Annotated in this window: 12 protein-coding genes and 1 tRNA gene; 5 read left to right on the plus strand and 8 right to left on the minus strand. The window is 62.2% G+C overall.

The window, feature by feature from the left end:
- Window positions 1–77: 77 nt before the first annotated feature.
- Entirely contained in the window at window positions 78–1,859 is a 1,782-nt protein-coding gene (gene gcl, locus ACYG9V_RS21060) for a glyoxylate carboligase (protein ID WP_352765812.1), read from the minus strand.
- A 204-nt stretch (window positions 1,860–2,063) separates the two neighbouring features.
- Between gcl and bhcR the strand changes: the two genes are divergently transcribed.
- The gene (bhcR, locus tag ACYG9V_RS21065; RefSeq protein ID WP_023681470.1) at window positions 2,064–2,882 is read left to right on the plus strand and encodes an HTH-type transcriptional regulator BhcR; all 819 of its coding nucleotides are present in this window, start codon (window positions 2,064–2,066) and stop codon (window positions 2,880–2,882) included.
- A 47-nt stretch (window positions 2,883–2,929) separates the two neighbouring features.
- A complete protein-coding gene (locus ACYG9V_RS21070) occupies window positions 2,930–3,292 on the plus strand; it encodes a hypothetical protein (protein WP_245259986.1) in 363 nt (120 codons plus the stop codon).
- A 76-nt stretch (window positions 3,293–3,368) separates the two neighbouring features.
- On the opposite strand, the gene ACYG9V_RS21075 is transcribed toward ACYG9V_RS21070, so the two are convergent.
- Window positions 3,369–3,677 (minus strand): BA14K family protein, encoded by a 309-nt coding sequence (locus ACYG9V_RS21075; protein ID WP_023667455.1) that lies wholly within the window; start codon window positions 3,675–3,677, stop codon window positions 3,369–3,371.
- Between ACYG9V_RS21075 and ACYG9V_RS21080 the strand changes: the two genes are divergently transcribed.
- Window positions 3,670–3,813, plus strand: a complete 144-nt coding sequence (locus ACYG9V_RS21080; protein WP_156941363.1) for a hypothetical protein — start codon at window positions 3,670–3,672, stop codon at window positions 3,811–3,813. The two genes, ACYG9V_RS21075 and ACYG9V_RS21080, sit on opposite strands and share 8 nt — an antisense overlap.
- A 67-nt stretch (window positions 3,814–3,880) precedes the next feature.
- Here the strand turns inward: ACYG9V_RS21080 and ACYG9V_RS21085 are convergent, their stop codons facing one another.
- Together ACYG9V_RS21085 and ACYG9V_RS21090 are read right to left on the minus strand one after the other, a co-directional pair.
- Complete coding sequence (locus ACYG9V_RS21085; protein ID WP_023729791.1) at window positions 3,881–4,090, minus strand: hypothetical protein; 210 nt, start codon at window positions 4,088–4,090, stop codon at window positions 3,881–3,883.
- A 128-nt stretch (window positions 4,091–4,218) separates the two neighbouring features.
- Window positions 4,219–4,386, minus strand: coding sequence for a hypothetical protein (locus ACYG9V_RS21090; RefSeq protein WP_023729792.1), 168 nt, complete (start codon window positions 4,384–4,386; stop codon window positions 4,219–4,221).
- 158 nt (window positions 4,387–4,544) lie between these two features.
- Here ACYG9V_RS21090 and ACYG9V_RS21095 point away from each other — a divergent pair.
- Window positions 4,545–4,620, plus strand: a tRNA-Thr gene (locus ACYG9V_RS21095).
- A 126-nt stretch (window positions 4,621–4,746) separates the two neighbouring features.
- Here the strand turns inward: ACYG9V_RS21095 and ACYG9V_RS21100 are convergent.
- The 4 genes from ACYG9V_RS21100 to ACYG9V_RS21115 form a co-directional block, all read right to left on the minus strand.
- Window positions 4,747–5,274: a DUF2569 family protein gene (locus ACYG9V_RS21100; protein WP_352765811.1), complete on the minus strand. Its 528-nt coding sequence runs from the start codon at window positions 5,272–5,274 to the stop codon at window positions 4,747–4,749.
- Window positions 5,275–5,440: 166 nt separating this feature from the next.
- The gene (locus ACYG9V_RS21105) at window positions 5,441–6,130 is read right to left on the minus strand and encodes a TetR/AcrR family transcriptional regulator (RefSeq protein ID WP_352765810.1); all 690 of its coding nucleotides are present in this window, start codon (window positions 6,128–6,130) and stop codon (window positions 5,441–5,443) included.
- A 69-nt stretch (window positions 6,131–6,199) separates the two neighbouring features.
- Entirely contained in the window at window positions 6,200–7,627 is a 1,428-nt protein-coding gene (locus ACYG9V_RS21110; protein ID WP_023667461.1) for an amidase, read from the minus strand.
- Window positions 7,628–7,724: 97 nt separating this feature from the next.
- Window positions 7,725–8,759, minus strand: coding sequence for an extracellular solute-binding protein (locus ACYG9V_RS21115; RefSeq protein WP_023667462.1), 1,035 nt, complete (start codon window positions 8,757–8,759; stop codon window positions 7,725–7,727).
- 285 nt (window positions 8,760–9,044) lie between these two features.
- Here ACYG9V_RS21115 and ACYG9V_RS21120 point away from each other — a divergent pair, with 285 nt between their 5' ends.
- Complete coding sequence (locus tag ACYG9V_RS21120) at window positions 9,045–12,020, plus strand: caspase family protein (RefSeq protein WP_352765809.1); 2,976 nt, start codon at window positions 9,045–9,047, stop codon at window positions 12,018–12,020.
- Window positions 12,021–12,295: the final 275 nt, after the last annotated feature.

The raw sequence follows: 12,295 nt of genomic DNA on the forward strand, positions 1-12,295 counted from the left end.
CGTACTTTCTGTACGTGAGCACCGGAAGCGCAGGAAGGCGCCGTTTGCAGGCCTGTCTCACCTGAATATCGGCGCGCCTAATCGAGCAACACAATCGCCGTCGGCGCATCCTCATGGCTTTCGGCAAGGTCCTCGAATTCGGTGATCTTGTCGATTTCCGTGCCCATGGAAATGTTGGTGACGCGTTCGAGGATGAATTCAAGCACCACCGGCACCTGGTATTCCTTCATCAGCCGCTGCGCTTCCTTGAACGCGCCGGCGAACTCTTCCGGTTTGCGCACCCGGACCGCCTTGCAGCCCATCGCTTCTGCGACCGCGACATGGTCGACGCCGTAGCCGGCCTCCGGATCGTTGGCGCGGTTGACGTTCTCGAAGGCCAGGCTCACCTCGAAATCCATCGCAAAACCGCGCTGCGCCTGGCGGATCAGGCCGAGATAGGCATTGTTCACGACGACATGGATATACGGCAGTTTGTGCTGTGCGCCGGCCGCCAGTTCCTCGATCATGAACTGGAAGTCGTAGTCGCCCGACAGCGCCACGATGGTGCGATCCGGATCGGCGGCGCGCACGCCAAGCGCTGCCGGCAGCGTCCAGCCGAGCGGGCCGGCCTGGCCGCAATTGATCCAGTTGCGCGGCTTGTAGACATGCAGGAACTGCGCCCCGGCGATCTGCGAGAGGCCGATCGTGGTGACGTAGGTGGTGTCACGGCCGAACGCCTTGTTCATCTCCTCATAGACGCGCTGCGGCTTCAGCGGCACCTGCTCGAAATGCGTCTTGCGCTTCATCGTCTTCTTGCGGGTCTGGCATTCCTTCGCCCAGCCCGACCAGTCGCGCAGCTTTCCTGCCGTCTTCCATTCGGTGGCGACGTCGAGCAGCATCTTCAGTGCCGCACCGGCGTCCGAGACGACGCCGAGATCCGGCGCGAACACCCGGCCGATCTGGGTCGGTTCGATGTCGACATGGATGAATTTCTTGCCCTTGGTGTAGACATCGACCGAACCGGTGTGGCGGTTGGCCCAGCGATTGCCGATGCCAAAGACGAAATCGGCTTCCAACATCGTCGCATTGCCGTAGCGATGCGAGGTCTGCAGCCCGCACATGCCGGCCATCAGCCGGTGGTCGTCGGGGATCGCGCCCCAGCCCATTAGCGTCGGGATGACCGGCACGCCCGTTATCTCGGCGAATTCGATCAACAGATCCGACGCATCGGCGTTGATGATGCCGCCGCCGGCGACGATCAGCGGCTTTTCCGCGGCATTGAGCATCGCCAAGGCCTTTTCGGCCTGGGCGCGCGACATTGCCGGCTTGAACGGGACCAGCGGTTCATAGGCATCGATATCGAATTCGATCTCGGCCAATTGCACGTCGACCGGCAGGTCGATGAGCACCGGGCCCGGTCGCGACGAGCGCATCAGGTGAAATGCCTTCTGCAGCGCCATCGGCACGATATAGGGCTCCATGACCGTGACCGCCCATTTGGCGACGGGTGCGGCTATGGCGGCGATATCGACCGCCTGGAAATCCTCCTTGTTGAGCCGTGCCCGCGGCGCCTGACCGGTGATGCACAGGATCGGGATCGAGTCCGCCGCCGCCGAATAAAGCCCGGTGATCATATCGGTGCCGGCCGGGCCCGAGGTGCCGATGCACAGCCCGATATTGCCGGATTTGGCTCTCGTGTAGCCTTCGGCCATATGCGAGGCCGCTTCGACGTGACGAGCCAGGATGTGGCGGATCGAGCCCCTCGCCTTCAGCGCCGAATAGAACGGATTGATCGCCGCGCCCGGCACACCGAAGCCGCAGGAAACGCCTTCCTTTTCGAGAACGAGAACCGCTGCATCGACAGCGCGCATCCTGGCCATGTCCAGCCTCCTCAAGATTGTTGGTTGGTTGACAATGCCAGTGTCGTTTTCATTTTTCAATTTTTTCAGAATAATTTTTCATTTCGAGAAAACCGCTTCTAAACACTGATTCCCCTGGGTTTTTCGTTTTCCATGAATCCGGCCATCAAAATCGATGAAAAAGTTTTTCATTGCGATTTCGGCGAAACCGGCGACAATGCCGCCATGGAAACCAGCGAAAAACGCCAGCGCGGCCGGCCGCGCGCTTTCAACGGTCCGTCCGAGGCCGGTTCTGTACAGTCGCTGGACCGGGCCTTGCGCATCCTGGCCATCGTCGCTGAAGGCAGTGGCCTGTCGCTGAGCGAGATTTCGGCGCGTAGCGAGCTCGCGGCGTCCACCGCCTACCGCATGCTGACGACGCTGCAGAACCACGGCATGGTCGAGTTCGATACATCGGACCAGCTGTGGTCGATCGGCGTCGAGACCTACCGCATGGGTGCCGCCTTCCTGCGCCGCCGCAAGCTTGTCGACCGGGCCCGCGTGGTCATGCAGGAATTGATGGAGAAGACCGGTGAAACCGCCAATCTCGGCGTCGCCGAGGACGATTGCGTCGTTTTCGTCAGCCAGGTCGAGACCCATCAGGCGATCCGCGCCTTCTTCCGCCCGGGCACGCGCAGCTCCTTCCATGCCTCGGGCATCGGCAAGGCGGTGCTGGCGCAGCTCGAGCCGGAACGCGTCGCCGCCATCCTGCGCAAGTCGGGCCTGCAGCGCTTCACCGACAAGACGCTGTCCGACATTTCGGCGCTGGCCCATGACCTGGCTGTCATCAAGCACCGCGGCTGGTCGGTCGACGACGAGGAGCGGCATCCCGGCATGCGCTGCGTGGCCGCCGCCATTTTCAACGAGTTCGGCGAGCCGATCGGCGGTGTCTCGGTCTCCGGACCGACGGTGCGGGTGACGATGGAGCGGCTGGACGAGATCGGGCCGCTGGTGCGCGACGCCGCCGCTGAGGTGACGAGGATGATCGGCGGGTTCCGATTATAATGCGGAGAACGCTTCAGCTTTTGCTCGCCGCTTCACTGTGCGGATGCGTGGCGACGGCGCCCGAACCCGCCCCTGTCTCCCAGCAAGTCAGCGAGATTCCGATCTCGCTCGCTTTGGAGGAGACAATCACGATCGGCATTCGCCAGCATTTGCAGGATCCTGTATCCGCCAAATTCGGGACGATGCGTGCCGGCGAGCGAACGCTCGACGGCCGCCGCGAAATCCTGGTCTGCGGCCATGTCGCTGCAAAGACGTCGTCCGGTGGTCATACAACAGACCAACCGTTCGCCGCCAAGATCTATCCGGATGAAGGAAGCAGCTTCGAACTCATCGCCATGGGCGATCAATCGCAGAATGCGAGTGTTGCCCGCATCTGCCGTGCAGCGGGATTGCCGATCTCCGAACCGTAGCCCGCACCGCGGCGCGCTCAAATCAGGAAGGAGGGGCTGCGTACAGCCCCTCCTTTCCGCGTGGGGGTGCCTCCTCCTAAAGGCGGCAATAGTGGCGGTAGCCGTCATAGCCGACATAGGTGTCGGAGTACGGATCGTAACTGGCGTAGCGGTTGGCGCAGCGGCGGACGTGCCAGGAGCCACCCTCGTCGTCGACATAGACGGTGCGGGGCTGCTGGTTGAGCAGGCTGCCGAGCACGAACCCGCCGACGCCGGCGGCGATGCCGATGCCGATTTCGCGGTTGTGGTGATGGCTGTGGGCGGCCGACGGCTGGACGGTGCCGACCAGCGAGGTGGCGGCGACGGTGCTGGCGATGAGGGCAGAAGCGATTTTGCGCGTGAACATGACGATCTCCTTGTTTCGTTGCGAGAGGCGATCCATCCGCCTCTTGATCATCTGTCGTTTCGGCGCGGAAAAAGGTTCGAAAGAAATTTGGGATTTTCTTGAAGGCTGGAATCAGCCGATGGAAACCATGATCTGATCGATCGAGAGCTCAACGCAAAAAAGGGCGGCTGAAGCCGCCCTTTCCGCGAGGCAGGTCGTCTCGCTCAAAGGAAGATGATCACCTTCCCGTGGTGATGATGATGCTTGTGGTGATGATGCTTGTGGTGATGGTTCCACCACCACCAGGGCTTGTCGTGGTGCTTGTGATGGTGGTGATGATGGCCGTGAGCGGAGGACGACTGGACGGTACCGGCGAGCGCGCCGTTGGCGAGGAAGATGGCGACCAGGCCCGAAGTAAGAGTGCGCTTCAACATGATGATCTCCTTGATCGAGGCGATCATTCGCCTCTGGAGATCAGTTGCGGTGACGTGGTGAAAGGTTCGAAGGCTTTGGGTGAATTGTGAATAGTCAATGGTCCGAAAGGCGTTTGCCCATTCACCATTCATCCCATCCCAGTCACATGCCGCAGCCAAAACGCCATCGCGATAAAACCGACGATGGCGGCGATGCCGGTCCAGTCGACATTGGCGGCCTTCACGTCCCTGATGAGCTTCACCGCAAGCAGCCAGGCAATGACGACAAGCGGCAGGATGATGACAAGTCTGATCATGCGACACCCCGTTCGATGCGTTTGCACCTGAGAGATATGTAGGGATCGCATTGGCGGTTTTCGGCATGGCGGCCCGCCCACCTCGGCGGCGTCCATCAGCGATCGAAAACGGAGTTTTGTCTTTACTGGCGCACCAAATATGCTAACCGGAGCGCCGTGCCCTTGTAGCTCAGCTGGTAGAGCAGCGGTTTTGTAAACCGAAGGTCGGCGGTTCGATTCCGTCCGGGGGCACCACCCCTTCGCTCTTCGAGCTTCGGGTGGCAGGCCACCCAAAGCTCGTAGACGAAGGAGGACTGCCGACGGTTCTATTCGGCGGAGCTGGCAGCACGACATCAGGCCAACTCGCAGCCGTCGGACCTTCTAGGAAAATGTCGCGGCCTGTATGGCCGCCGTATCGCCGAACGTGTTTCTCACCCTGACCGACCTGTATACATAGGCGGCCCAGATCCCTGTGACTATGAAGGATGCCAAAGGTGTAACCAGAGCCCCTCCGGCAAGAAAACGGTTTACCGGGACACCAAGCACAATCGATATCCAAACTGCGTCCAGTATGAACAAGAGAGGGATCGCAAACCACAGACATATGAACAGCTGCGGGAAGCGGTGGCTTCGCCGCAGCATCGAAACAAGCACGACCAGCTGAAGCACCAGAAATGCCAGATTGAGGGCTGCCTCGCCATAGATGGCCAAGGCCCCGTTGGGCACTGTAACAAGCTGTTGGTAGGTTTTGACCAGACTGGCCATATCGACAAGTGTGCGCAACGGCGAAAGGGACAGGCTGATCGCCAGCAGGATCAGCCAGCCGCCGAACCCCACGAGGTCATCTGGGCTCTGTGAGGATTTGCGCGACGACCGGACGGCGAAGAAAACCGGCACGCCAATCAGCAACAGAAGTATCGCCCAATGCCACATTTACCCACCCTCGAATGCATCCCTGGGTTGTTTAGCTCGCACCTCTGGATTGTGCAAGCGTTTTTACAGAGATCAAGGCATCGTAGAGATTTTCGGGTTTAGGTTTGCAGAGGACGCTTTCGTCGCTCGCAATGGGCGCATCTCACCCCAAGTCAAAATGCCGCGGAAAGGCCTGGTGCAGCAGGAGCAGCATGGTCTTGCGCAGCACGTCGGTGTCGCGGCTGGACGGGTTGAGATGGTCCCAATACCAGGCGCCATGCACCAGATAGTTCAGGCTCTCCGACAGCGTGTCTATGTCGACGCCGGTGTAACCGGCGCTGCGTGAAATCTCGATCAGCAGCTCGCGCGCTTCGGCCGTGTAGGCGAGATCGCTCGGCAGGCCGATTTCATTGTAGATCTGCATGCTCTTGCGGTCGCTGGAAAACACGACGAAGACCGAGACCCATTTCGGATGCTGCCGGGCAAAGCGCTGCGCGCAATCGACCGCGCCCAACACCCGCTCGACCGGCGACAGGCCGGGCGCCCGCACCAGCGTCAGCCACAGCGCGTCATATTGGTCGCTGAGATATTGCAGGACGGCCCGGAACAGGTTCTCCTTGCTGCGAAAATGAAACACCACCAGTGCGTTGGACGAGCCGACATGCCCGGCAATGCGCTGCATGGTGACGCTGGCCAGCCCCTCCTCCGCGATGAGCTCGATGGTGGCGTCGATGATGCGCTGGACGCTCGCTTCGCCGCGCTCGCGCCGGCGGTCCTTGGGCGCAGCGTCGTTTGCCGCACCCTTGGCCGTCTTGCTTCTTCCCGCATCCGCGGTGGCTTTGCGTTGCGCCATTGTCGTCAGGCCTTTCCCCGGCGGCCGAAACGTCCCGCCGCTGCTTTGGCATGCCGGAGCCCTGTGGACTCACAGCGCTGGGCGTGTCCCGGCGTTCGTGTACCACTGACCCCGAGCCGTCTCATAGGCCATACCCGCCCGGAACACGTCGGCGTCGCTATAGGTGCGGCCGACAATCTGGATGCCGGTGGGCACGCCATTGGCGGCGCGGCCCGACGGCACGGACAGAACCGGGCATCGGCTCAGCATGTTGAACGGCGTCGTCATCACCCAGCCCAGCGACGGGTTCACCTCTCGTCCATTGATCTCGACCTTGCCTTTGGTCTGATCGAATTCCGCCGGCACTGCGGGAAGCGCATTGGTCGGGCAGATCAGCACATCGTATTTTTCCAGCAACGGCCCCAGCGTCTGGTACATCCTGGCCGCCACGTCCAAAGTTGCGACAAAGTCCGTGGCCTTCGACTTCTGGCCGTCCTGCGCAAACTGCCTGGCATAGCTGGTCATGTCCTTGCCGTGCTTGGCGAGCAGCGGCGACAGCGAGGCGCCGAAGAGATGTTCGAGATAGGCCATGCCGGCCTTGAGCACCTCGTCGCCCCAGCCGAGGTCCACCTCCTCGACAGTGGCGCCGAGCGAGCGGAACACATCGCAGGCGGAGAGCGTGTTTTTGCGCACGTCCGCATCGACCTCGAAGGACCCGAGATCCATGGAGAAAGCGATCTTCCAGCCTTTGATCGGCTTGTAGTCGAGCGGCAGGCGCAGTTTCGGGCGCAGCGTGGCGATGTCGAGCGGGCTCGGTCCGGCCATGACATTCTGCAGCAGGATCGCATCCCCGACGTTTCGGGCCAGCGGCCCGGTGTGGCAGTAGAAATCGAGATTGAACGGCGGCTCATCGGGATTGCGGCCGTAAGGCGGCTTGAAGCCGACGAGGCCGCAGGCCGAGGCAGGGATACGGATTGAGCCTGCAATGTCCGAGCCGGTGGCGATCGACGATGTGCCCGACGCCAGCGTTGCCGCCGAACCACCCGACGAGCCGCCCGGCGTAAAATCCGGATTCCAGGGGTTGCGCGTGACGCCCCAGCGCTTCGACCAGGTATAGCCGGCGCAGCTGAATTCGGGCGTCGCGGTGCGGGCGTGCACGATACCACCCGCCTTCATGACACGCTCGTTCATCGTCGAGGTATGGCCGCCAATGGCATCCTTCGACAGCAGCGAGCCATGCGAGGTCGGCTTGCCCTTGATGTAGCTCTCATCCTTGATGCCGATCGGCAGGCCCTCGAGCGCGCCGGTCCTGGCGCCTCTGGCGTATTTCGCCTCGGCTTTTCCGGCGAGATCCATCGCCTCGTCGAAATGCGTGAAGGTGAGGCAGTTGATCGTCGCCTTGGTTGCCTCGGCGCGGCGGATGGTGGCCTGCATCAGTTCCAGAGGCGACAGTTTCTTCGCCTTGAACAGCCGCAACGCCTCGCTGGCCGGCATGTAGCAAAGGTCGAGATCGGACATAAAAAATCTCCCGCGGCGGCTTTACGGCATCTGGCATTGGGGATGGCCGAGCCGCGATGCGCGGCCCGATGTTGGTCAGCTTCGGCCGGCGGCGCTGCTATTTCTGCAGATCGGTCCAGATCCTGGTGTAGAGCGCCTGGACGTCTGCGGGACAGGCCGACATGAATTGGCCCTTGTCGGCAAATTCGGCCGGAACATCCACTTCGGGCGCGCCCTTCATATCGGCCGGCAGGAAGGGCTCGGAGCCCTTGATGCCATTGGCGTAGTGCGCGAAGGCCGAGATCATCGCTGCATTCCTGGGGTCCATGATGAAATTCTGGAAGAGCTTGGCGTTCTCGACGTTCTTGGCATCCTTGAGCACCGCGACATTGTCCATCCAGATTGGAAAGCCCTCCTTGGGATAGCCGTAGACGATCTTGTCGTTCTCCAGCCGCTCGCGCAGCGATATGCCGTTCCAGTTGACGCCGGCGGCAATGTCGCCCCTGCCGAGACCGTCGACGGCCGCATAGTCGAGCGACAGCCATTTCGCTTTCGCCTCGATGAGCTTGTCATGCACCTTCTTCAAAAGCACCTTGTCGTCGGTGCAGTACTTACCGCCCTCATAGGCAATGGCGAGGAACATGATGTCTCCCATTTCGGGCACGACATTGATCTTGCCCACGAGTTCCGGCGGCGGATCGAGGAAAATCGCCGAGGTGTTCGGATCGCCCGCATAGACCGATTTGTTGACCGAGATGCCGGTCGTGCCCCATTGCCACGGCACCGAATATTTGCGGCCGGGGTCGAACGGCACGTCGACCCATCTCGGATCGACGTTTCTAAAGTTCTCCATCGTGTTGGGATCGGTTTCCAAGAGCAGGCCTTCGCTGATCCAGATCGGCATCACGCTGGCCGATGGAACGACGATGTCATAGCCGGAAGCGCCCTGGCGGACCTTGGCCAGAGCCGTATCGTTGGAGTCGTAGTCGGTGACGGTAACCTTGACCTTGTAGCTTTCCTCGAACTTCTTGATCAGGTCCGGGCTGGTGTAGTTGCCCCAATTGTAGATTTGGAGTTCGCCCTCGGCGCGGGCTATGCCGGTCATCGCCAGCAGCGACAGGCCGAGCGCCGTGGCGGTCGATTTCAACTGCATGCTTGTGTCTCCCATTGTTGGGACCGGCGGGATTGCGCCTCGAGTCCCTAAGTTCCCTTCGTCCTGGTGATCATTCACCGGCGAATGCCGGCTGACCAACTCGGTATCTCGGGCAACGGTATTAATTACTAAACATACAGTCAATATCTTTTAGCGACACAACTGCATCATCGGCACCGGCAGTGCGCCGGCGAAGCCGACATGATATGGTCAAGGTTGGGCCATTGATGAATTGGGGCAAGCCGTGGCGTGAGCGCCGCAGCCTGCAGGGCTTGGATCACGGTCATGCGCCTTTTTCTGGCGGTCGTGCTGCTGATGACCATGGCGCTCTTCTCCGCTGCGCGCGGCGAAGAGCGGATAGCGCTGGTTGTCGCCAATCCGGCCTCTGAGGGCTCACCGGCAATCGCCAACGCCGACCTCAGTGCCGAACTCGTTGCAGCGACACTACGATCGCTTAGCTTCACCGTCCGGCAGGTGTCGGATGGCGACCGCGCCGATGTCGCGCGCGCCATGCATGATTTCGCCCAATCCCTGGCCAATCCGGACTCCGTCGGCATCTTCTACTATGTCGGCCACACCGCGCAGGCCAACGGCAGGAACTATTTACTGACGCGCGGCACCCGGATCGATTCAAAGGAAACGGTCGACCAGACGGCATTGCCCCTCGATCTGTTCATGCAGGCGCTCGAGGCAACCCCGACATTGAAGGTGGTTCTGCTCGACAATCCCGGCGATGGCCACAACCCTACTTCCGGCGTGATGCAGGGTCTGGCTGCGGTCGATCCCCTCACCCACGCCATCGTCGCTCTGTCGGCCAAACCCGGAACCGTTGCACTGGACGAAGCCCGCCCCGTCACCGTATTTGCCGATGCGCTCACCGCTGCGCTGGTCAAGCGCGGCGCGGACATAGCCATCATCCTCGCCTCGGTCAGGCAAACCACTATCGACAAAACGTCAGGCGCCCAGTGGCCATGGATGGCATATGGCCGCTCGGCAGACGCTGCCTTTGTGCTGACGCCGGACCAGGTGGCCGGCGCGGCACCGGCGCTGCCGCTTGTGCCGGAACCGGCACCGCCGGCGATGGCGAGCGGCGGCTACATCTCCGGGAGTGGCGGTTGGGAGCCTGATGGCAGCGACTACGCCGATGGCAGCGGTCAGGAGCCCTACCCCATGGACGTTGCCCCGGGCTCCGGCAGTCCCGATGCCGCGATGGGCGACAGCGCCAAGGAGGCGGCGCTCTACGAGGAATACAAACGCCAGGAACAGCAGCGCCAATTGCAGGAAGAGCAGGCTCGGCAACGATACGAAGAGGAAAAGCAACGTCTTGAAGACGCAGCTGCGGCCGCTGCCCAGAACAATCTCGGCGGGACCTATCCGCAGGATGGCGGAGCCACCGGCGCCGAACCGCCCCCCGATAAGGCAGGGATCCCCCCTGAGGACGGCATGACATCGGCCCCGCCACCCGCGACCGGCGCCGAAAGTCCGCCGGAGGCGCAGGCGCCACCGAAACCAGCGCCGCCGCCCATCGACCAGGCGCAAAGCCCTCCTTCCGGCGGCGCCCTTCCACAACCCGAGACGGGCGCTGTCGAAGTGGTGCGCCATCCAACCATCGATGCGCCGGATGAGATTGTCGCCGGCGAGACGGTGACCGTTTCGATCGCCCTTACCGAAGAGCAATTCACGCCCGAAGTGAAGGTGAAGGCAGCGCCGGGCTCGTCGGTGACGGAAGATGGCGCCCTGGCCATGGCGATGCCGGCAGGAGCCGAGCAATGGCCGATCGACATCGATCTGTTCGCCTCCGGCTTCGATCTCACCGACGGCGGCAAATGGAGCCGACGGACGACGCTCTACCGCCAGGGCGACAGCGACTTCGTCCGCTTCGACGTCAAGGCGCGGCCGATCGCCAAGGACAGCAAGCCGTCCCAGTTCATCGCACGCATCTACAGCGCCGGGAGGTTCCTCGGATCGGCGTCGCGGTCCGTTGTCATCCGTCGCACAGCGCCTGTCGAGGCAGCCGCTCCGAGCGCCACAGCCGAACGCTCCGCAGCACCTGCCATGCTGATGCTGGCCGCAGCGGCGCCGCAGCCGGCGGTAACTGGCAATGTGACGCTCGGCGGCGCAGCCGGCGATGACGTCCCCGATCTCGACGTGACCATACTCTATGACGATCCGAGTGGGCTGGGTTCGGGGCAGATCATCATCCATTCGCCGCATCTGGCCGGTCCGGTGACCGATACGTTCTCGACGCCACCTGAGATGGCGGCATGGCTGGACTCCGAATATCGCCGCCTGCTGCAGCTCGGCCTGAGCCTGCGCGGCGCGGTATCGCTGCAGCAGCCTGCCGCAAGCAGCGATCCGGGGACGCAAAAGCGCTTTGTCACGCTCGCCGCCGAAGGTTTTGGCGATGCGCTCTACCGCGACTATGTGCCGAAAGCGTTCAAGGACGTGTTCTGGTCGCTGCGCGGCAAAGGCGAGCTGCATTCGATCCAGATCACCTCGAACAGCCCGACACTGCCCTGGGAATTGATCCGCCCGCGCAGCGTCGACGGCGCCACCGCCGACGGTTTTCTCGGCATGGGCTATCGGCTGGCGCGCTGGGCTCCGCGCAGCAGTGCCTCACAGGTCGACAACCCGCTCGACCGCATGACCTTCACCGGCGTCGCGGCTGTCGCGCCCTCCTATGTCGACAAGCGCTCGCTGCGCTTCCAACAGGACGAGATCGCGGCGCTGAGCAAGCTTTACGGCTACCGCCGCTTCGATGGCGATTTCACCTCTTTCGAGAAACTGGTCGGTGAAGTCTCGACCGGTTTCATTCATTTCTCCGGTCATGGCGCGGTCAACCAACCGGGCAGCGGCCGGCCGGTCTTTGCCATCGATCTCGTCGATCAGTCGCTCGACCCGGATACATGGGCTGCGTTGGTCGCCACCGCGCATGGCAAGGGCAATCCGTTCTACTTCTTCAACGCCTGCGACACAGGCCGTTCCCAGATGCTCGGCGGCTTCGTGCAGGGCTGGGGTCCGGCGGTTCTGGCGGGCGGCGCTTCCGGCTTCATCGGCGGCATGTGGCCACTGACCGACCGCGCGGCAGCGGCCTTCTCGACCGATTTCTATGGTGGCATCAGCACGCGGATCAAGGACAGGCCGGTCTATCTGGCCGAGATCCTGCAGGATGTCCGCAGAGAATTCTACCAGACCGGCGATCCGACCTATCTCGCCTACACATTCTACGGCAACGCCAATCTTCAGATCGTCGCGCAGTGAGCGATGGATCGTCGTTGGCAGATTGGCTTCAGCCTACAACGCGTTTTGCGGGCATGGCACGCCGGCGTCGCCGCAGCGTGAGGCCGTCGGCCTGGAGCTAATGTCTTCGGAATGCCGTACAAGCTCAGCAAAGAGAAGGGCGAAGCTTCCCAGCATCAGGAAGACGATAATCAGGCGTGTCACCGGCAATATACAGGTCTCGACTGGCTAGCCCCCCAGCCACCCATCCTCTGTCGGCTAACATGATCGATCAGGCTTTACGAGTGCTTAAGCTC

It is taken from the genome of Mesorhizobium sp. W016 (genome assembly GCF_054719485.1).

Excerpts from the sequence above, each read along its gene's own strand:
- gcl (WP_352765812.1), bottom strand. The coding sequence starts at position 1,859 with ATGGCCAGGATGCGCGCTGTCGATGCAGCGGTTCTCGTTCTCGAAAAG.
- bhcR (WP_023681470.1), top strand. The coding sequence starts at position 2,064 with ATGGAAACCAGCGAAAAACGCCAGCGCGGCCGGCCGCGCGCTTTCAAC.
- ACYG9V_RS21075 (WP_023667455.1), bottom strand. The coding sequence starts at position 3,677 with ATGTTCACGCGCAAAATCGCTTCTGCCCTCATCGCCAGCACCGTCGCC.
- ACYG9V_RS21085 (WP_023729791.1), bottom strand. The coding sequence starts at position 4,090 with ATGTTGAAGCGCACTCTTACTTCGGGCCTGGTCGCCATCTTCCTCGCC.
- ACYG9V_RS21090 (WP_023729792.1), bottom strand. The coding sequence starts at position 4,386 with ATGATCAGACTTGTCATCATCCTGCCGCTTGTCGTCATTGCCTGGCTG.
- ACYG9V_RS21105 (WP_352765810.1), bottom strand. The coding sequence starts at position 6,130 with ATGGCGCAACGCAAAGCCACCGCGGATGCGGGAAGAAGCAAGACGGCC.
- ACYG9V_RS21110 (WP_023667461.1), bottom strand. The coding sequence starts at position 7,627 with ATGTCCGATCTCGACCTTTGCTACATGCCGGCCAGCGAGGCGTTGCGG.
- ACYG9V_RS21115 (WP_023667462.1), bottom strand. The coding sequence starts at position 8,759 with ATGCAGTTGAAATCGACCGCCACGGCGCTCGGCCTGTCGCTGCTGGCG.
- ACYG9V_RS21120 (WP_352765809.1), top strand. The coding sequence starts at position 9,045 with ATGCGCCTTTTTCTGGCGGTCGTGCTGCTGATGACCATGGCGCTCTTC.